General features: G+C 68.8%; 17 protein-coding genes and 1 tRNA gene. 13 read left to right on the top strand and 5 right to left on the bottom strand.

All coding sequences use genetic code 11. The features are described 5' to 3' along the window. Window positions 1–237: 237 nt before the first annotated feature. Together ACODR1_RS12905 and ACODR1_RS12900 are read left to right on the top strand one after the other, a co-directional pair. Window positions 238–313, top strand: a tRNA-Lys gene (locus tag ACODR1_RS12905). Between the two features lie 181 nt (window positions 314–494). Further along, entirely contained in the window at window positions 495–1,826 is a 1,332-nt protein-coding gene (locus ACODR1_RS12900; protein WP_488880804.1) for an MFS transporter, read from the top strand. A gap of 92 nt (window positions 1,827–1,918) precedes the next feature. Here ACODR1_RS12900 and ACODR1_RS12895 read toward each other — a convergent pair whose 3' ends face one another. Next, entirely contained in the window at window positions 1,919–2,920 is a 1,002-nt protein-coding gene (locus tag ACODR1_RS12895; RefSeq protein WP_488880803.1) for a zinc-binding dehydrogenase, read from the bottom strand. Between the two features lie 204 nt (window positions 2,921–3,124). On the opposite strand from ACODR1_RS12895, the gene ACODR1_RS12890 reads away from it, so the two are divergent. Next, on the top strand, window positions 3,125–3,769 hold the full coding sequence (locus ACODR1_RS12890) for a hypothetical protein (protein ID WP_488880802.1): 645 nt from the start codon (window positions 3,125–3,127) through the stop codon (window positions 3,767–3,769). Here ACODR1_RS12890 and ACODR1_RS12885 read toward each other — a convergent pair. Together ACODR1_RS12885 and ACODR1_RS12880 are read right to left on the bottom strand one after the other, a co-directional pair. Beyond that, window positions 3,766–4,605 carry an SDR family NAD(P)-dependent oxidoreductase gene (locus ACODR1_RS12885; RefSeq protein ID WP_488880801.1) on the bottom strand — a complete coding sequence of 280 codons (840 nt, stop codon included), beginning with the start codon at window positions 4,603–4,605 and terminating at the stop codon, window positions 3,766–3,768. The two genes, ACODR1_RS12890 and ACODR1_RS12885, sit on opposite strands and share 4 nt — an antisense overlap. Before the next feature lie 2 nt (window positions 4,606–4,607). Then, window positions 4,608–4,922, bottom strand: a complete 315-nt coding sequence (locus tag ACODR1_RS12880) for a hypothetical protein (protein WP_488880800.1) — start codon at window positions 4,920–4,922, stop codon at window positions 4,608–4,610. Window positions 4,923–5,043: 121 nt separating this feature from the next. Here ACODR1_RS12880 and ACODR1_RS12875 point away from each other — a divergent pair, with 121 nt between their 5' ends. From ACODR1_RS12875 to ACODR1_RS12830, 10 genes are all read left to right on the top strand, one after another. Then, entirely contained in the window at window positions 5,044–5,928 is an 885-nt protein-coding gene (locus ACODR1_RS12875) for a polysaccharide deacetylase family protein (protein WP_488880799.1), read from the top strand. A 5-nt stretch (window positions 5,929–5,933) separates the two neighbouring features. Beyond that, entirely contained in the window at window positions 5,934–6,740 is an 807-nt protein-coding gene (locus ACODR1_RS12870; RefSeq protein WP_488880798.1) for an HpcH/HpaI aldolase/citrate lyase family protein, read from the top strand. Between the two features lie 11 nt (window positions 6,741–6,751). After that, window positions 6,752–7,273 carry a MaoC family dehydratase gene (locus tag ACODR1_RS12865; RefSeq protein ID WP_101715660.1) on the top strand — a complete coding sequence of 174 codons (522 nt, stop codon included), beginning with the start codon at window positions 6,752–6,754 and terminating at the stop codon, window positions 7,271–7,273. 1 nt (window position 7,274) lies between these two features. After that, the gene (locus tag ACODR1_RS12860; protein ID WP_488880797.1) at window positions 7,275–8,456 is read left to right on the top strand and encodes an acyl-CoA dehydrogenase family protein; all 1,182 of its coding nucleotides are present in this window, start codon (window positions 7,275–7,277) and stop codon (window positions 8,454–8,456) included. Continuing rightward, on the top strand, window positions 8,456–9,610 hold the full coding sequence (locus ACODR1_RS12855; protein ID WP_488880796.1) for a CaiB/BaiF CoA transferase family protein: 1,155 nt from the start codon (window positions 8,456–8,458) through the stop codon (window positions 9,608–9,610). The genes ACODR1_RS12860 and ACODR1_RS12855 overlap by 1 nt, the downstream gene beginning before the upstream one ends. Then, window positions 9,607–10,716 (top strand): CaiB/BaiF CoA transferase family protein, encoded by a 1,110-nt coding sequence (locus ACODR1_RS12850; RefSeq protein WP_488880795.1) that lies wholly within the window; start codon window positions 9,607–9,609, stop codon window positions 10,714–10,716. Before ACODR1_RS12855 ends, ACODR1_RS12850 begins: the two co-directional genes overlap by 4 nt. 505 nt (window positions 10,717–11,221) lie before the next feature. Next, entirely contained in the window at window positions 11,222–12,580 is a 1,359-nt protein-coding gene (locus tag ACODR1_RS12845; protein WP_488880794.1) for an MmgE/PrpD family protein, read from the top strand. A gap of 17 nt (window positions 12,581–12,597) precedes the next feature. Beyond that, a complete protein-coding gene (locus tag ACODR1_RS12840; protein WP_488880793.1) occupies window positions 12,598–13,995 on the top strand; it encodes a phenylacetate--CoA ligase family protein in 1,398 nt (465 codons plus the stop codon). A gap of 1 nt (window position 13,996) precedes the next feature. Further along, window positions 13,997–15,328 carry an amidase gene (locus ACODR1_RS12835; protein WP_488880792.1) on the top strand — a complete coding sequence of 444 codons (1,332 nt, stop codon included), beginning with the start codon at window positions 13,997–13,999 and terminating at the stop codon, window positions 15,326–15,328. After that, window positions 15,325–16,107: an enoyl-CoA hydratase-related protein gene (locus ACODR1_RS12830; RefSeq protein WP_488880791.1), complete on the top strand. Its 783-nt coding sequence runs from the start codon at window positions 15,325–15,327 to the stop codon at window positions 16,105–16,107. Before ACODR1_RS12835 ends, ACODR1_RS12830 begins: the two co-directional genes overlap by 4 nt. 225 nt (window positions 16,108–16,332) lie before the next feature. Here the strand turns inward: ACODR1_RS12830 and ACODR1_RS12825 are convergent, their stop codons facing one another. Beyond that, window positions 16,333–17,055 carry a hypothetical protein gene (locus ACODR1_RS12825; protein WP_488880790.1) on the bottom strand — a complete coding sequence of 241 codons (723 nt, stop codon included), beginning with the start codon at window positions 17,053–17,055 and terminating at the stop codon, window positions 16,333–16,335. Between the two features lie 120 nt (window positions 17,056–17,175). Then, window positions 17,176–18,366: an acyl-CoA dehydrogenase gene (locus ACODR1_RS12820; RefSeq protein ID WP_488880789.1), complete on the bottom strand. Its 1,191-nt coding sequence runs from the start codon at window positions 18,364–18,366 to the stop codon at window positions 17,176–17,178. Window positions 18,367–18,428: the final 62 nt, after the last annotated feature.

Raw genomic sequence — 18,428 nt, 5'->3', positions numbered from 1 at the left:
GCTGACTCTTAATCAGCGGGTCCAAGGTTCGAATCCTTGTACACCCACCATTCTCCTCAATACTTGATCCGATAAGAACTTCCCCTCGCGGGGAGGCGCTTTCGCGTATCTGCGTTTCGTCCGGGTGCGACGAATATATCCACACCTTCTTGTCTAAATTGGATTGCGCTCCCCGCGTCTTGGGGTATGTATCGCGCCTCGCCGTCGGGGACGCGCAAGCGACTTCGAAACGCGAACGGGTGTATAGCTCAGTTGGTAGAGCAGCTGACTCTTAATCAGCGGGTCCAAGGTTCGAATCCTTGTACACCCACCATTCTCTCTTCAAGTTGTTGATCTGAAGCCGGATGGCCGCGAAAGCGGCCGGCGCCGTTGCTTCGTGCAGCCGCACCAGATCTCAATCGACGATTGTCCGACTGTCGGGCGCCGTCATGGGCGGCCGCTTGCGGTGACGTTTCACGCCTAGCGTCGCTGATCCTTCGCAATGGATCCGCGCCATGACCGTCGCCAAACCGCCCTCGCCTCACCGCCTGCCCCTGCTCGTCCACGCCGGCTATGGCGCGGGCCAGATCGCCGGCCAGGTGTTCCGCGACGCGCCCTCACTACTGCTGCTGTTCTTCATGACCAATGCACTGGGCGTAGAACCCGCGCTGGCCGGGGCGGCGATCTTCTTTCCCAAGCTGTTCTGGGGCCTGATCTCGGACCTGACCGTGGGCCTGGTCTCCGACCGCTGGAAGGCGAAGATCCCGCGCCGCCTGTGGCTGCTGGCCGGGGCCGTCCTGGCCCCGGTCGCCCTGATCCTGCTCTTTCACGTGCCCGGCGGTTCGCCCACCGCAAGCGCCGCCTACGTGGCAGGCGCCTTCAGCCTCTACATGATCGTGTTCGGCGCCTTCTCGGTGCCGTACCTGGCCATCGGCACGGAGCTGTCGGACGATCCCAAGGAGCGGACGGTGGTCATGGCCTGGCGGATGGGCTTTTCGGCCATCGGCCTCCTGGTGGGCAACGCCCTGGCGCCGGTGCTGGTGCAGACCTGGGGCGGCGGACGCCCGGCCTATTCGCAGATGTCCCTGGTGCTGGCCGGCGTCTGCGCGGTCAGCCTGCTGATCGCCTTCCTGGCCTCGCCGCGCCCCGTCGTGCAGGCCGCCACCCAGCCTGCCCTGCGCCTGAAGGCGATTCTCAGCGCCCTGACCGACAAGGCCTTCCGCCCCCTGCTGGGCGCCTATCTGCTGCAACTGGTCGGCTCGGGCCTCGGCTACGCGGCGATGATCTACTTCCTCAGCTACAACATGGGCCGCAAGGACGCCCTGACCCAGATCGGCCTGATCGTGCTGGCGATGAGCGCCGTGGTCATCGCGGCCCAGCCGCTGTGGATCAAGCTGTCGGCGACCTTCGGCCGCAAGCGGATCTACATCGCCGCCGCCCTGGGCCACGCGCTGGTGCAGGCCCTGTGGGGCGTGATGGCCGGCGCGCCCCTTGGCGCGATCTACGCCGTCGTCGTGCTGTTCGCCCTGTTCAATTCGGGCTGGAGCCTGATGGGCTACAGCCTGCTGTCGGACGTCATCGCCCAGGACGAGGCCGAGCACGGCGAAAGCCGGGCCGGCGTGTTCTCGGCGCTGTGGACCGGGGCCGACAAGATCGGCTTTGCCCTGGGTGGCACCCTGCTGACGGGCCTTGTGCTGTCGGCCTTCGGCTTCTCCAGCGCCCTGGCGGTGACCGGCGCAGCCCAGCCGGGCTCGGCCCTGGTCGGCGTGGCCATGGCCTTCGCCTACGCCCCGGCGGCGTTCAACCTGGCGGCGGCGGCGCTGTACGCGAAGTTCGGGCGGGCCTGAGGCTGCTCCCAAAGCAAAGGGGCCGGCGCGATGCGCCGGCCCCAGGGTCCCGGATAGCCGCTGCGCGGCTTCCGGGATGACGAACGGGGTGGTTACTCGCCCACCTTCACCAGCGTCTTCCCGGTGTTGGCGCCCTTCATCAGGCGCTCGAACTGGGCCGGGGCCGACTCGATCCCCTCGCCCAGGTCCTCGACCTGCACGAGGCGGCCTTCCTTCAGCCAGGGCTCGGCGGTCTTCACCCACTCGTTCCAGCGCGGATAGAAGTCGTAGACCACCAGGCCCATGACGCTGGCGCGCTTGCCGACGATGGGGCCCAGGCCGAACTGGGGCGGCGGGCCGTCGGCGTGGTAGTGGGCCGACAGGCCGCAGATCACCACGCGGCCATAGGTCTTCAGCAGGCCGAACACCGGATTGAGGATCGGCAGGCCGACATTCTCGAAGTGGACGGTGGGGCCGCCGTCGGTCAGGGCCTTCAGCTCGTCGACCCAGCCTTCGTTGCGATAGTCGACCGCGGCGTCGAAGCCGTAGCGCTCGACCACTTGGGCCACCTTGTCGGCCCCGCCGGCGATGCCGACCGCCTTGGCGCCGAGGATCCTGGCGATCTGGCCGGCCGTACCGCCCACGCTGCCGGCGGCCGCATCCACCGTGAACACGTCGCCGGCGCCGACCTTGGCCAGTTGAGTCACCCCCGCCCAGGCGGTCAGGCCCGGCATGCCCAGCACGCCCAGGTGATTGGAGACGCCCAACGACGGATCGACCTTGCGGGCGTACTTGGCGTCCATCAGGCCCACCTGGGCCCAGCCGGCCTCGCCGATCACGTGGTCGCCCGGCGCGAAGTCCGGATGGCCCGAGGCGATGACCTCGGCCACGGCCGAGCCCGGCAGGGTCTCGCCCGGCGCCGGGCGCGGCTCGCCCATGTGCCGGCCGCGCAGGCGCGAGCCCAGATAGGGGTCGAGCGACAGATACAGCACCCGCACCAGCAGTTGGCCGGCAGGCGCCGTGGGCGGCGCGGCGCGCTCCACCACCTCGAAATCGGCGGCGACGGGCACGTCCTCGATCACGCGCTTGAGAACGACTTCCAGGGTTTTGCTCATTACGCAGCTCGCTTCGGCGGGGGCGCGGCGGGCGGCTACAGCAAGCCCACGGCCCCAGGGGTGGGACTCGCGGTCGACCCTAGTCAGCCAGCGCAGCACGCGGCCCTTCGATTTGGAACCATCCGCCAGCCGAACTTCGACACCGGACGGTGGGCGCCGGGCCAGAGAGCTGTAAAGCTAGGCCGCGCCAGCCTGGAGAGAGCCTTGGTCGTCCGCCTACTTGCCTTGTCGGCGCTTGTCGTCGTGCTCGCCGCCTGCACGCCGGGCCCCGCCGGAGACCTCTCGCCGCAGGTGGCCGAAGTCATCGCCCGCGCCGATGCGAACCGTTCGACCTATGCCGCCTACGGATGGAACGACCGTCTCTTCAGTAAGCTCGACGTGTCGCGATGGAACGCGCGATTCAGCCACGGCGCCCTGCGGCGCGACGAGACCGCCAGCTCGGTGCTGATCGCCGATTGCGACGCCGGCATGGGCTTTGGCCTGTTTGAGGGCGACGAGCAGATCATCAAGGGCAAGGGGATCGCACGCGCGCTGTGCGGCGTCGACGCGCCTGACGTCACGCTGGCCTCGATCCACGAAGGCGGGGTCCAATCAACCCAAGGCCACGCCGACAAGATCCGCCTCAGGAGCCGGTATTACGGCGACCTCGCCGAAAGCACCTATACCGTCGGCGCTGATGGCGTCGTGCTTAGCCGTTCGCTCACCATCGCCGCTAGGAAGCTCCGGATGGAGACGCGCGCCGTGGTGATGACGCCCGACCTGCCGCCCGGCGACCTGTTCGACACGTCGACCCTGAACCGTCGCTTTACGCCGGAGCGCTATCGCTACGCGTCCGCCCCCGAGACCTAGTGCGGCTCCTCGCCGCCCGAGACGTTCATGCTCTCGGCGGTGACGTACTTGGCCTCGTCCGAGCACAGGAAGGCCACCGCGTCGGCTGTGTCCTCGGGCCTGCCGGGGCGGCCCAGCGGGATGCGGGCGGCCATGGCGGCGAGGTAGGCCTCGACCGAAGCCGCGCCGGTGACCTTGGCGAAATACTCGTTCTGCCAGGCGCCCAGCCCCGTGGTCACGTGGTTGGGGCAGACGTTGTTGACGGTGATCTGGTGCGCGCCCAGCTCGATGGCGGCCGAGCGCGTGAGGCCGACAAGGCCGTGCTTGGAGGCGGTGTAGGCCTGGGCGTGCGGGAAGCCCGACTTGGCCGCCTGGCTGGCGATATTGACGATGCGGCCGCCCTTGCCTTGCGGGATCATCACTTCGGCCGCCGCCTTCAGGCCGTAGAAACAGCCCGTCAGGTTGACGTCGATGACCGCCGACCAGTCCTCCGGGCGAACCTCCATCAGCGGCTTCATGATGTAGCCGATGCCGGCGTTGTTGACCCAGATGTCGAGCGAGCCGTGGGTTTGCACGGCATGGTCGGCCAGCGCCCGGACCTCGTCCCAGCGACGAACGTCGCAGGGTCGGATGCTGGCCGACCCGCCGTACTGGCGCAGATCGGCGGCGATCGCCTCCATCTCCTCGGTCCCGCCGATCATGCCGGCAGGCATAGAAGGATCGACGGAGCGACCGATGTCGGAAACGACTACCGCCGCTCCCTCCTGCGCCAGGCGTCGAGCGATGGCCTCCCCCAGGCCTCCGCGCCGACCGGACCCGGTGACGACCGCCGTCTTGCCTTCAAACCGTCCCGCCATGCTCAACCCACCTTCTCGGTGACGATGAAGGTGGTGTCGGCCAGGGCCTGGAACTCGGCGGCGATCGCCTGCATCGTTTCCGTCGCGACGTCGGCGCCGAAGGCGTCCATGTCGGCGACGTCGATGATCTCCACATACTGATAGGGCGGCGGCGCGTCGGTCCCGAGCAGGGCGGCCGAGCGGAAGACCTCGAACTTGTCGATCGACTTCAGGCCGTTGACGGTCGGCAGGTCGCGCTCCTTGGCCCAGGCCTCGTAGTCGGCGACCAAGACGCCGGGCTTCAGGTTGAACAGGGCGACAATCCGCGTGACGGCCATCGGGCGCTCCCTCCGTTGCGGCTCCCATGCCGCCGTGAAGATTTGGAGGCCGCACGCTGGAGCGCCGCACCGAAAGGCGCGAGCGCCGCGAGCGAAGTGACCGCCTACTGGAGAAAGCCCCATGCCCGCACCTGACGACTTCCGCTGGCCGGACGGTTCGCGCCTTGCACTGTCGATCGTCGTCAATGTCGAGGAAGGCGCCGAGCACAACATCCGCGACGGCGACAAGGGGCCTGAGCCGGTCGACGAGCTGGGTGCGGTTCCCAAGAAGCCGATGCGGATGCACGGCAGCGAGAGCAACTATCTGTATGGGATCAAGGCCGGCGCGCCGCGCATCCTGCGGCTCCTCGACCAGCACGGGATCGAGGCCACCTGGACGGCCGCAGCCCTCGCGCTGGAGCGCGCGCCTGAGCTGGCCGCCGCCATCCGCGCCCGCGGCGACGAGGTGGCCGCCCACGGCTATCGCTGGACCCATCAGTTCTGGATGGACGAAGCCAAGGAGCGCGAGTTCATCACCAAGGCCGCCGACTCGATCGAGCGGACGATCGGCACGCGCCCGTCGGGCTGGCTGTCGCGCTACCTGCACACCGACAACACCCGCCGCCTGATCACCGAGGCGGGGTTCAGCTATCACATGGACGACTATTCCGACGATTTCCCGTTCTGGGACCGCGTCGAGACGGCGGACGGGCAATCGAAGCCGATGGTCATCCTGCCCTACGCCATGGACTCCAACGACATGAAGTTCTGGCTGGCCCCGTCGCTGACCGCCAAGGACTGGCTTGACTACGCCGTGGCCACCTTCGACGAGCTGCACGCCGAGAGCCAGGAGGTCGGGGCGCGGATGATGAGCCTGGGACTGCACCTGCGTATCATCGGTCGTCCGGGCCGCATCGGCGCCTTCCGCAAGTTCCTGGACCACGTGACCGCCAAGGAGGGCGTTTGGATCGCCTGTCGGAGAAAAATCGCCCAGGCGTTCGCTGAGGCCGTGCCGATAGGCGATTGACGCCTATGACCTTTCGCTCGCTGCTTTTCGTACCCGGGACGCGCCCGGATCGCTTCGGCAAGGCGCTGGACGCGCAGGCCGACGCCGTCTGCATCGACCTGGAGGACGCCGTGCCGCCGGCCGGCAAGGGCGAGGCGCGCGCCTCCGCCCTCGCCTTCCTCGGCGCACCGCGCACCGCCGTCGTCGGCCTACGGATCAACGGCGTGCGCACCCTGGAGGGCCTGAAGGACCTGGTCGCCCTGGCTGATAGCCAGGCGCGGCCCGACTTCCTGATGATCCCCAAGGTCGCCGCGCCGGAAGACCTGCTGACCGCCGGCGACGTGCTGCCGGGTCTGCCCCTTTGGCCGGTGGTCGAGTCGGCCGAGGGCCTGCGTCGGGCCTTCGAAATCTGCGCCGCCCCTGGCGTGGCCGGCGCCCTGTTCGGCGGCGCGGACCTGTCTGTCGACCTGGGCTCGACCATGGACTGGGACGCCCTGCTCTTGGGCCGCGGCACGCTGATCGCCGCCTGCGGTCGTGCAGGGATAGCCTCGCTGGACGTGCCGCACCTGAACATCGCCGATCCGGACGACCTGACCGCCTCGACCCTGCGGGCCAAGGCCCTGGGCTTCACCGGCCGGTCCTGCATCCACCCGGCCCAGGTGGCCGCGGTGAACGCCGCCTACACCCCCTCGCCCGCCGAGATCGAGCGCGCCCGGCGCGTGATCGAGGCCTTCGACGCCGCCGGCGGGGCCGCCGCCCTGCTGGACGGCAAGCTGATCGAACTGCCGGTCATCCGCGCCGCACGGCGCGTCCTCGACCGCGCTCAGAACTAGGAGACTCCCCCATGTCGCAGAACTGGAAAGAGGTCGGTCCTCAGCGCTATCGCGAGACCTTCGGCCGCTATTTCGAGGACTTCATCGTCGGCGACGTCTACGAGCACCGCCCCGGCAAGACGGTGACCGAGTACGACAACCACCTGTTCACGCTGCTGACGCTGAACACCCACCCGATGCACTTCGACGCCGAGTTCGCCAAGGCCTCGGAGTTCAAGAAGAACCTGGTGGTCAGCCCCTACACCCTGGCCCTGCTGATCGGCATGAGCGTGACCGACGTCTCGCAGAAGGCCATCGCCAACCTCGGCATGGACGAGGTCAAGTTCAGCGCCCCGGTGTTCGCCGGCGACACGATCTATGGCGAGAGCGAAGTGCTGGCCAAGCGCGAGAGCAAGTCGCGCCCCGGCCAGGGCATCGTCACGATCCTGACCACGGGCATCAACCAGGACGGCACGGTCGTCTGCACCTTCAAGCGCAACATGCTGATCCCGGCGCGCGGCCACGCCGTCGAGGACAAGGTCGGGAACTACTAGGATGAGCGAGATCTCGGAAGCCGACGAACGCGCCATCCTCGACGCCATCGACAAGTGGCTGGAGAAGAAGGTCGCCCCCGTGGCGATGCAGCTCGAGCACGACGACGAGTATCCCCATGCCCTGGTCGAGGACATGAAGGAACTGGGCCTGTTCGGGGCCCTGATCGACCCGGAATACGGCGGCCTGGGCCTGTCGGCCCTGACCTATTCGCGGATCGTCACCAAGATCAGCGCCGAGTGGATGAGCCTGACGGGCGTGTTCAACTCGCACCTGATGATGGCCATGGTCGTGCAGAAGTTCGGCACGCAGAAGCAGAAGGACTTCTGGCTGCCCCGTTTCGCCAGCGGCGAGATGCGCGGCTGTCTGGGCCTGACCGAGCCTGACGCCGGCACCGACCTGCAGGGCATCCGCACCGTCGCCAAGCGCGACGGCGGCGACTACGTCGTCAACGGGACCAAGACCTGGATCACCAACGCCATCGAGGGCCATGTCTCGGCCCTGCTGGTGAAGACCGATCCGGAAGCCCAGCCCCGCCACAAGGGGATGAGCATGCTCATCACCCCGAAGATCGATCCGCAGACCCGCGACCCGATCCCCGGCGTCAACAACGGCCGCAAGCTGGAGAAGCTGGGTTACAAGGGCATCGACAGCGGCGAGTTCATCTTCGAGGACTATCGCTGCGACGCCGAGCTGTGCCTGGTGGGCGGCGAGGAAGGCCAGGGCTTCGTGATGGCCACTGGCGGCCTGGAGATCGGCCGCATCAACGTGGCCGCCCGCTCGATCGGCATCGCCAAGCGCGCGCTGCTGGAAAGCGTCAAGTACGCCCAGGTCCGCAAGACCATGGGCAAGCCGATCGCCCAGCACCAGGCCATCCAGCTGAAGCTCGGCGAGATGGGTGCCAAGACACGCGCCTCCGAGCTGCTCGTGGAAGACGCCGCCAAGGCCTACGACCGCGGGGAACGCGTCGACATGGAAGCAGGCATGGCCAAATACTTCGCGTCGGAGACGGCGCTGGAAGTGGCCACCGAAGCCATGCGCATCCACGGCGCCTACGGCTATTCGAAGGAGTATCCGATCGAGCGGCTGTTCCGCGACGCCCCGCTGATGTGCATCGGCGAAGGCACCAACGAGATGCAGCGGATCATCATCGCCCGCCAGCTCGTGGCTCGGAACCCGGTCTGATGAGCGTGCGTCGCCCCCTGGAAGGGATCAAGGTGCTGGCCGTCGAGCAGTACGGCGCTGGCCCCTACGCCACCCAGCTGATGGCCGAGCTGGGCGCCGAGGTCGTCAAGATCGAGGCCCCGGCCATGGGCGGCGACGTCAGCCGCGCCACCGGCCCGTTCTTTCTGGGAACGGCCGACAGCCAGTTCTTCCAGACCTTCTCACGGTCGAAGAAGTCCATCGCCGTGGACATCAAGACGCCCGAGGGCCGAGCGGCCTTCGAGCGTCTGGTGGCGGCCGCCGACATGGTGGTCGACAACCTGCGCGGCGATCAGCCTGGAAAGATGCGGCTGACCTATGACGACCTGAAGGGGGTGAACCCCGCCATCGTCTGCGGCCATCTTTCCGCTTACGGGCGCGGCAACAGCCGGGCCGGCTGGCCGGGCTACGACTATCTGATGCAGGCCGAGGCCGGGCTGATGAGCCTGACCGGCGAACCCGATGCGCCACCGGCCCGGCTGGGCGTGTCGATGGTCGATTTCATGACCGGAACCATGCTGGCCTTCGGCGTGGTCAGCGCCCTGCTGTCGGCCCGGACGACGGGACAAGGCTGCGACGTCGACGTCTCGCTGTTCGACGTGGCTTTGCACCAGCTGTCCTATCCCGCCGTCTGGGCAATGAACGAGGGCTACAAGGTCCAGCGCCTGCCGCGCGGCGCCCACCCGTCGATCGCGCCGTCGCAGGCGGTGAAGACGGCCGACGGCTGGGGCCTGGTGATGTGCCAGACCCCGAAGTTCTGGGAGGCGCTGTGCGACCTGGCCGGCGCGGAACACCTGAAGTCGGATCCGAGGTTCATCGATATTCCAAGCCGCCACGCCAATCTGCCAGCTCTCAGCGAAGCGATGGACGCTCTTTTCGAGACCCGCACGACGGCTGAGTGGACCGCGCTGCTCGGCGGCAAGGCGCCCTTCGCGCCGATCCTGGAGATGATGGACGCCCTGGACAATCCGTTCGTGGCCGAGGTCGGCATGCGCGACGTCGTCGACCATCCTGACCGAGCGGAAGGCTTGGCGATGCTCGCCTGCCCCGTGAAGATCGACGGCGAGCGGATGCCCGGCGTCCGCGCGCCGAAACTCGGTGAACACACGCAAGACGTTCTGGGAGCCGTTTCGTGAAGCTGGAAGGCGTCCGCGTTCTCGACCTGTCGTTCTTCCTGCCGGGGCCGATGCTGACCCTGATGATGGCCGACCACGGCGCGGACGTGCTGAAGATCGAGCCGCCCGGCGAAGGCGATCCGGCCCGCGAGATCGGCTATCGCAAGAACGGGACAAGCGTCTGGTTCCGCAACACCAGCCGCGGCAAGCGCAGCCTGCAGGTGGACCTCAAGTCCGCCGAGGGCCGCGCATTGCTGCTCGACCTGGCCGCCGAGGCCGACGTGGTGGTCGAGGCCTTCCGGCCCGGCGTCATCCAGCGGCTGGGCTTCGACTACGAAGCGGTGAAGGCGCGCAATCCGGGGATCGTCTATGTGGCGATCTCGGCTTTCGGGCAAACTGGGCCCTATCGCAACAGGCCGGCCCACGACATCGCGGTGCAGGCCCTGGCCGGCATGGTGAGCCTGAGCGAAGGCTTCGACGGCAAGCCGACCCCGCCCAACATGCCGGTCGCCGACGCCCTGGCCTCGCTCACGGCGCTGTCGGGCGTGCTGATGGCCCTGCTGCGGCGGGAGAAGACCGGCCAGGGCGACTACCTGGATGTCGCCATGTACGACAGCGTGCTGGCCTGGACGCCCAACGTCACCGGCAAGATCTTCGCCACGGGCGAGGCGCACGTTCCCAAGGACGAGCGCTCGTGGGGCGGCAACGCCATGTACGGCCTCTATGAGTGCGCCGACGGCCAATGGATCTGCCTGGGCGGCTCGGAGGTGAAGTTCGCCCGCAACCTGCTGGCGGGCCTGGATCGCCTGGACTTGCTGGCCTATGCCGAACTGCAGCCCGGCCCAGGCCAGGAGCCGCTGCGCGCCTTCCTCCGCGAGGCCTTCATCACCAAGACCCGGGCCGAATGGGAAACCTGGTTCGAGGGGCGCGACGTCTGCTTCGCGCCGGTGCGCACCTTGAAAGAAGCCTTCGAGGATCCGGCCATGGCCGCGCGGGGCATGCTGTCGCGCGACGCCGACGGCAACGAGATCGTCGGCACGCCGATCCTGTTCAGCCGTGAACCGGCGGTCATCGACCCGGTCCCGCCTGTCCTCGGCGCAGGCCCAGCGGGGTGGCGGGCGCGGTAGGCGGGGAAAGCCGTCCAAGCCTTGCGTGGTCCTCGTCCTTCGACAAGCTCAGGATGAGGACCATTTACAGGCTCGGGCAGGAGAAAACCTCATACTGAGCTTGTCGAAGGACGAGGTTTTCGCCCCGGAAGCCCCCGGAAACCAAGTCTCCCCGCCAAAAGCTCGTCGTCCCAGCCAGAGCGCCGGGACGACAAGCAAGTTGGAAGAGGAAGACGTCAGGAATCCGTCCGCTCGCGCTCCATCTGGGCCAGCAACATTGGCCCAGCCTCCATCAGCAGGAACGCGCTGGTCAGCAACAACAGAACACGCATCAGCATGGCGGCTCTCCTGCATCGCGGACCGTCCCCCCGGAAGGTCCGCGAACGGAAGGCTGAACGCGTCTCGTCCCGCCGTGACGGGGATTTCGCGTTTGCTCGACTGGCGAACAGCGACGCCGTTGTCCGCTGTGCGCGCAAACCCGAAGGCCGAGACGAAGAGCGGCCGGCGCCGCTGCTAGCGTCCCCGCATGATCGCCGCGCAAGCCCTTGTCGACCACGCCCTTTCCCTGCGCTGGGACACCCTGCCAGGCGCCGTGCAGGCCGACGCCCGCCGGCTGTTGCACGATGCGGCGGCTGTGGGCGCGGCCGGCGCCGGGGCGGCCTATTCTGACGCCATTCTCGCGGCCGCGCGCGGCTGGGGTGGAGACGTCGGAACAGGCCTGGTGCTGGGACGTCCCGGCGTGCGCCTGCCGCCGGCCCAGGCCGCCTTCGTCAACGCCTTCCAACTGCACGGCCAGGAGTACGACTCCGTCCACGAGAAGGCCGTGCTGCACCCGCTGCCGACGATCGTGCCGGCCCTGATCGCCGAGCTGGACCGTTCGGGTCCCTATTCCGGCGAAGAGGTGCTGGCGGCCATGATCGCCGGGGTCGACGTCGCCATCGCGCTGGGGGTCGCTGCAACGACGCCCCTGCGCTTCTTCCGCCCGGCCACGGCGGGGGTGTTCGGCGCGACGGCGGCGCTTGCTCGCCTGAAGCGGCTGCCGCGCGTAACGGCGATGGACGCCATGGGCTATGCCCTGGCCTTCAGCAGCGGCACGATGCAGGCCCACACCGAGGGCAAGCCCGCCCTGCCCGTCCAGGTCGCCGCCGCCGCCCGCTCCGCCCTGCAGGCGATCGACGTCGCGCAGGCCGGCCTGCCGGGACCGCGCGACTGGCTGGAGGGACCGTTCGGCTACCTGCCGCTGTTCGAGGCTGGGTTCGATCTCGGGCCGGCGCTGGCGGACCTCAAGGACCGCCGCCGCATCGCCGAGGTCGCCTGCAAGCCCTTCCCCACGGGGCGCGCCTGCCACGGCGGGCTGGTGGCGGTGCGTAAACTCAAGACCGACCACGACGTGACGCCCGGCGATCTCGACAGCCTGACCTATTCGGCGCCGCCGCTGATCCACCACCTGGTGGGCCGCCTCGCCAAGCCGGAGATGGACACGGCCTACGCCCGCCTGTGCCTGCCCTATCTGGCCGCCGTCATGCTGACCCGCGGCTGCGTGGGCCTGAACGACTACACGCCCGAGCGCTTGAACGAGCCGAACGTGCTGGCCCTGGCCGCGCGCATCGTGGTCGAGAGCGACGGCAATCCCGATCCCGCCGCCTTCGTGCCGGCCCGCGCCGTGGCCCGCCTGAAGGACGGCCGCGAGATCGTGCTCGACGTCACCGCCCAGCTCGGCTCGCCCGACTTCCCGATGAGCCGCGACGAGCACCTGGAAAAGGCCCGCTCGTGCCTGGCCTTCGTCGGCATGGAAGCCGCCCACGGGCCGCTGACCGACCTCTTCGACCGCTTCGACACCCTGGCCGACGCCCGCGAGGCCTTCCTCCTCGCCAGCGGCGGCTGAGCTCCCCAAGGTTACCCATGTCCCACCAGACCTACTGGCAGTCGCTCGACTATCCCGCCATCGTCGCCGATCACCCGATCGGCGATGACTTCACGCGCTTCGCCACCCAGACCAGCCGCGACGCTCTGCGCGCCCAGCAGAACCGACTGTTCCTGCGCTGCGTGGACCGGGCCTGGAAGACGCCCTTCTACCAGCGCCTGTGGGGCGCCGCCGGCATCCAGCCCGGCGACATCCGCTCGCTCGACGACCTGCCGCGCCTGCCCAGCTTCGACAAGTCCGACATCATGGCCTCGCTGGAGCGCAATCCGCCCTTCGGCGACTTCGCCGGCTTCGAGGGCTATCCGGACGGCCAGCGGCCGCCGGTGATGCTGCACACTACCTCGGGCACCACCGGATCGCCCCAGGTGCTGCTGTTCGGCCCCAAGAGCCGCGAGGTGCAGAACCTGCTCTTGGCCCGCAACTATCAATTCCAAGGTTTGGCTCCAGACGACGTGGTCCACTCGGTCTACGGCCACGGCATGATCAACGGCGGCCACTATGTGCGCGAGGCCGTGACCCGCTGGACCAGCGCAACCTTCCTGTCGGCCGGCACCGGGGTCGAGACCCGCTCGGCCCAGCAGGTCGAGGTGATGAAGCGCTTCGGGGCCACCGTGCTGGTGGGCTTTGGCGACTATCTGAAGAAGCTGGCCGACACGGCGCTGGAGATGGGCATCGAGCCGGGACGCGACATCCCCGTGCGGCTGATCTCGGCGCATCTGGGCCGCGAGGACCGTGCGGCGATGGAGAAGGCCTGGGGCGGCGCCAAGTGCTTCGACTGGTACGGCGTGGGCGACACCGGCCTGATCGCCGGCGAAGGCCCCGACCGCGACGGCCTCTACGTCCACGAGGACGCCCACTACCTGGAGATCTGCGACATCGACACCGGCGCGGCCGTGGCCCCGGGCGAGCTGGGCGACATGGTGGTCACCTGCCTGTTCAAGGACGACCTTTACCCGCTGATCCGCTTCAACACCCACGACGTGACGCGCGCGATCCCAAAGCCCTCGTCGATCGACGTGGTGTTCCAGCGCATCGAGGGCTTCCTCGGGCGCTCGGACAACATGGTCAAGATCCGCGGGATCAACATCTTCCCGCAGGGCGTCGGCGCCATGCTGGAGCATGCGCCGGCCTTCGCGGGCGAGTTCATCTGCCGCGCGCGCCGCGACGCCACCGGCCGCGACAGCTTCGCCGTGACCGCCGAGACCACGGCGCCGACCGAGGAATGGCGCGACATCGCAAGCTTCTACGGCGAGGTGCTGAAGCGGAAGATCGGCATCGAGGTCGAGGTCGAGCTGGCGCCGAAGGGCGCGACGGCGGGCCTGACCCAGATCGACGTGCGCCAGAAACCGATCCGCCTGATCGACGAGCGCTACTGAGGTGAGCGGCTTTTCCGACCCCATCGTCGCGGCGGGCGTCGCGGGCCTGCCCGGGCTCTATGCGGCCGGAGCCAGCCCGATCGACGTGACCGAGGTCTACCTGGCTCGGATCGAACGGCTCAACCCGGCCATCAACGCCGTGGTCGAGCTCGATGCGGCCGGCGCCCGCGCCGAGGCCCGGGCCAGCGCCCGGCGCTGGGCGGCGGGCCAGCCGCTGTCGCCGATCGACGGCGCGCCGATCGCGGTGAAGGCCAACATAGCCGTCGAGGGCCTGGCGCATACCGCCGGCATCAAGGCCTACGCCCGCAACGTCGCCCCGGCCGACGCGGCCTGCGTGGCCCGGCTGCGAGCCGCCGGCGCGGTGATCCTGGGCGCGCTGAACATGCACGAGGCCGCGCTGGGCGCGACCAACGACAACGCCTTCCTCGGTCGCTGCGAAAACCCGCATCGCGCCGGCTTCACGCCCGGCGGCTCGTCGGGCGGCTCGGCGGCGGCCGTGGCGGCGGGACTATGCGCCGCGGCGCTGGGCACAGACACCATGGGCAGCGTCCGGCTGCCGTCGTCCTACTGCGGGGTGGTCGGCTACAAGCCGGCGCTAGGCGCGATCCCGACCGACGGTGTCACGGCCCTGTCCTGGACCCTGGATCACGTCGGCGTCCACGCCCGCTCGGTGGCGGACGCCGGCCTGGTCGCGCGCGCCTGCGGCGTCGAGGAAGGGTCCACGAGCGACGAACAACCGCTGGCGGTGCTCGACCTCGACGGTCTGGTGACGCTGGAACCGGCGGTGGCGGCTAACTTCGCCCGCACCCTCGACACCCTGACGACCGCCGGCTGGCGGCTGGCGCGGCTGCGGATCGACGACCTGGACCTTGGCGCGCTGCGCCGCGCCGGCCTGCTGATCAGCGAGGTCGAGGGCGGTATCGAGCATCGCCGCGCCCTGGCCCTGGATCCGGAAGGCTTCACGCCGGAGCTGCGCTCGCTGCTGGCCTGGGGAGCGCGACAGGCGCCGACCCGGCTGGCAGAAGCCTATCGCCTGCTGGCTGAGACAAGGCGAAAAATCCTGGAACTAACAAGCCCATATGCCGGGATTCTGATCCCGACGACGCCGCAGCCGGCCTTCGCCTTCAGCGCCCCGGCGCCTGCCAGCCAAGCCGACCTGACGGCCCTGGGCAACGTGCTGGGCGCCCCGGCGTTCGCCCTTCCCGCCGGCGAGGTCGACGGCCTGCCGCTGTCGCTACAGGTGATCGGCCGAAGCGATGGCGCGACCCAGGCCCTGGCCGCGCGGCTGTCGCAAGCCCTGCCCCCGGCCACCGTTCCCGAGGCCTTCCGATGACCGCTTTCGCCGAGGGGGCGCTGACCCTGACGTTCGAGGGCGAGGTCGCGACCCTGGCCTTCGACCGGCCGGCCAAGCGCAACGCCATCTCCCTGGCGGTGTGGCGCGCCCTGCCCGACGCGTGCGCGGCCTTCGCCGCTTCCGACGCCAAGGTGCTGGTCGTGACCGGACGAGGCGGGCACTTCGCGGCCGGCGCCGACATCAGCGAGTTCGAGGCGGTCTATGCGACGCCGCAGAGCGCCGCCGACTACAACGCCGCCATCGGGGCCGGGATCGGCGCGATCGCGGCGCTGGATAAGCCGGTGCTAGCCGCCATCGAAGGCGCCTGCGTCGGCGGCGGCCTGGCGGTCGCCCTGGCCTGCGACCTGCGGATCGCCGCGCCGGACGCGCGCCTGGCCATCACCCCGGCGAAACTCGGCCTGACCTACAGCCTGGAAGACACCAAGCGGCTGGTCGACGCCGTCGGCGCCTCGGCGGCCAGGGACATACTGTTCACGGGACGGCTGTTGGGTTCGGACGAAGCGCTGCGGCTCGGGCTGATCGATGCGGTGGAGGCCGACGTCCCGGCGGCCGCGGCCGCCAAGGCGGCTGATATCGCGGCGGCGTCCCAGGTCACGGTCCGGGCCATCAAGGCGACGATCCGGGCGATCCTGGCCGGCGCCGTCGAGGATGACGCGGCGACGCGGGCGGCGTTCGTGGCGTCGGTTTCGGGAGCGGACTTCATCGAGGGACGCACGGCGTTTCTGGAGAAGCGCAAGGCCGTCTTTCCGGAACGGTGAGCGCTGCTGCCGATCTCAAGATGAGGCGCTAATCCACTGCGCGCCAACTATAATGCTCGTCATCCCGGCCGAAGCGAATCGTAGAGCCGGGACCCAGGGGCCACCGCAATGCGTGGGCGACCGCTCGAGCGGTGGAGCCGCCACTGCACCCAGTCCCCCTGGCTCCCGGATAGCCGCTTCGCGGCTTCCGGGATGACGAAACTTGCGGAATTGAAGCAGCAGGAATTACCGCTGCAATTCCACCAGCTCGTACCAGGTCTGCATGTAGCCGCCGACGCCGCCCTTCACGAACAGGGAGTCCTCATCGGCCGTCACCCACATGTCGTAGGTAGGGTGCTCGCCGTCCTTGCTGACCATGCCGCCGTCCTCGCCGAGGAAGCGGAAGCGGCGGCAGGCGAAGGTCCCGGCCGGAGTCGTGGTCTCTTCCTCGCCGACATATTCCAGCGTGATGCTGCTCTCGACGATCTGCGGCGGGGTGGCGCCCCGGTGGTCGACGGACGGCAGGAAGATGCGCAGCTTGCGCTTGTGCGGCCCCTTGGCCACGTCCATCACCTTGCAGATGTAGGCGTCGCCGATGATCGGGTGGGTGCCGAAGCCGTCGAAGAAGCCATTGGTCGGCATCTTCTGCGACAGGCGGCCGATCGACGGGCCGTAGCTCTCGCACTCGATGAAGTCGTCGGTGAACCGGAACCAGCCTGAGCCCATGAACCGGTCGCCGACCGTCAGGCGCAGGTGCAGGTCCATCGGCCGGCCATGCTCGTCCAGCGAGTAGATCGCATCGCGCAGCACGGTGGGATCGGGCTCGTCGATCTCGCACTGGGCGCGGATCGTCACCTTGCCGTCGGTGTGTCGGGTCATGGCGAAGTGCTCGCGGCCCCGCTCCTGGCCTTCGCGGCCCGGCTTGCGCGAGGTGTAGAGGATCTTGCCGCGGATAGTCTGGTGCTTCATGGCGGTCTCGACTGTGGAACCGCCCTCGTCCTTCGACAGGCTCAGGATGAGGGCTACGGAAACGGCGGTTCAGTCGAGATCCTCACGCTGAGCTTGTCGAAGCGCGAGGATCTCGCTCGATCAGAAAGCGGCGATGCCGGTGATCGCCCGGCCCAGGATCAGGGCGTGGACATCGGCCGCGCCTTCGTAGGTGTTGACCGTCTCGAGGTTGGCGGCGTGGCGCATCACGTGGCTGGCGCCGGAGATGCCCGCCCCGCCATGGATGTCGCGAGCCTCGCGGGCGATGACCAGGGCCTTGCCGCAGTTGTTGCGCTTCATCAGGCTGATGGCCTCGGGCACCCAGTCGCCGGCGTCGAGCCTCCGCCCAAGAGCGAGCGCGCTCTCGAAGCCCAGGGCGATCTCGGTCTGCATGTCGGCCAGCTTCTTCTGGATCAGCTGGCGCGCGGCCAGCGGACGGCCGAAGACGACGCGATCGGCCACATAGGCCGCGCTGGTTTCCAGGCAGAAGCGAGCCGCGCCCATCGCGCCCCAGGCAATCCCGTAGCGGGCCTTGTTCAGGCACGAGAACGGACCGCGCAGGCCCTTCACGTTCGGCAGCATGGCGTCTTCCGGCACCAGCACGTCCTGCAGGACGATCTCGCCGGTGATCGAGGCGCGCAAGCTGAGCTTGTCGTCGATCTTCGGGGTCGAGAAGCCCTCGGCCCCGCGCTCGACCAGGAAGCCGCGGATCTCACCGTCGAGCTTGGCCCAGACCAGGGCGACGTCCGAGATCGGGCTGTTGGTGATCCACATCTTGGCGCCGTTGAGCACATAGCCGCCGTCGACCTTGCGGGCCACGGTGCGCATCGAGCCCGGATCCGAACCGCCATCGGCCTCGGTGAGGCCAAAGCAGCCGATCAGGTCGCCGCGGGCCATGCCGGGCAGCCACTTGCGTTTCTGCGCCTCCGACCCGAAGGCGTAGATCGGGTACATCACCAGCGACGACTGCACGCTCATGGCCGAGCGGTAGCCGCTGTCGACGGCCTCGATCTCGGCGGCGATCAGGCCGTAGGCCACGTGGCTGACGGCCGCGCCGCCGTACTCTTCGGGCAGGGTCGAGCCAAGCAGGCCCAGTTCGCCCATCTCCTTCATGATCTCGCGATCGAAGCGACCGTCGGCATAGGCGGAGACCACGCGGGGCAGAAGTTGCTCCTGCGCATAGGCGCGGGCGGCGTCGCGGATCAGGCGCTCGTCCTCGGTCAGGCGGGCGTCGAGAGCGAGCGGGTCTTTCCAGTCAAAACCGGCGGTTTGAGGAGCGGCGTCGAGGGGCATGGAAGGCAAGTCCTCCGGCGGCCGGAAATGACCGCACAGCAATTGATCTGAACTTCCGCCTT

It is taken from the genome of Caulobacter sp. FG7 (assembly GCF_057808875.1).
This window is presented reverse-complemented; position numbering and strand designations above follow the sequence as displayed.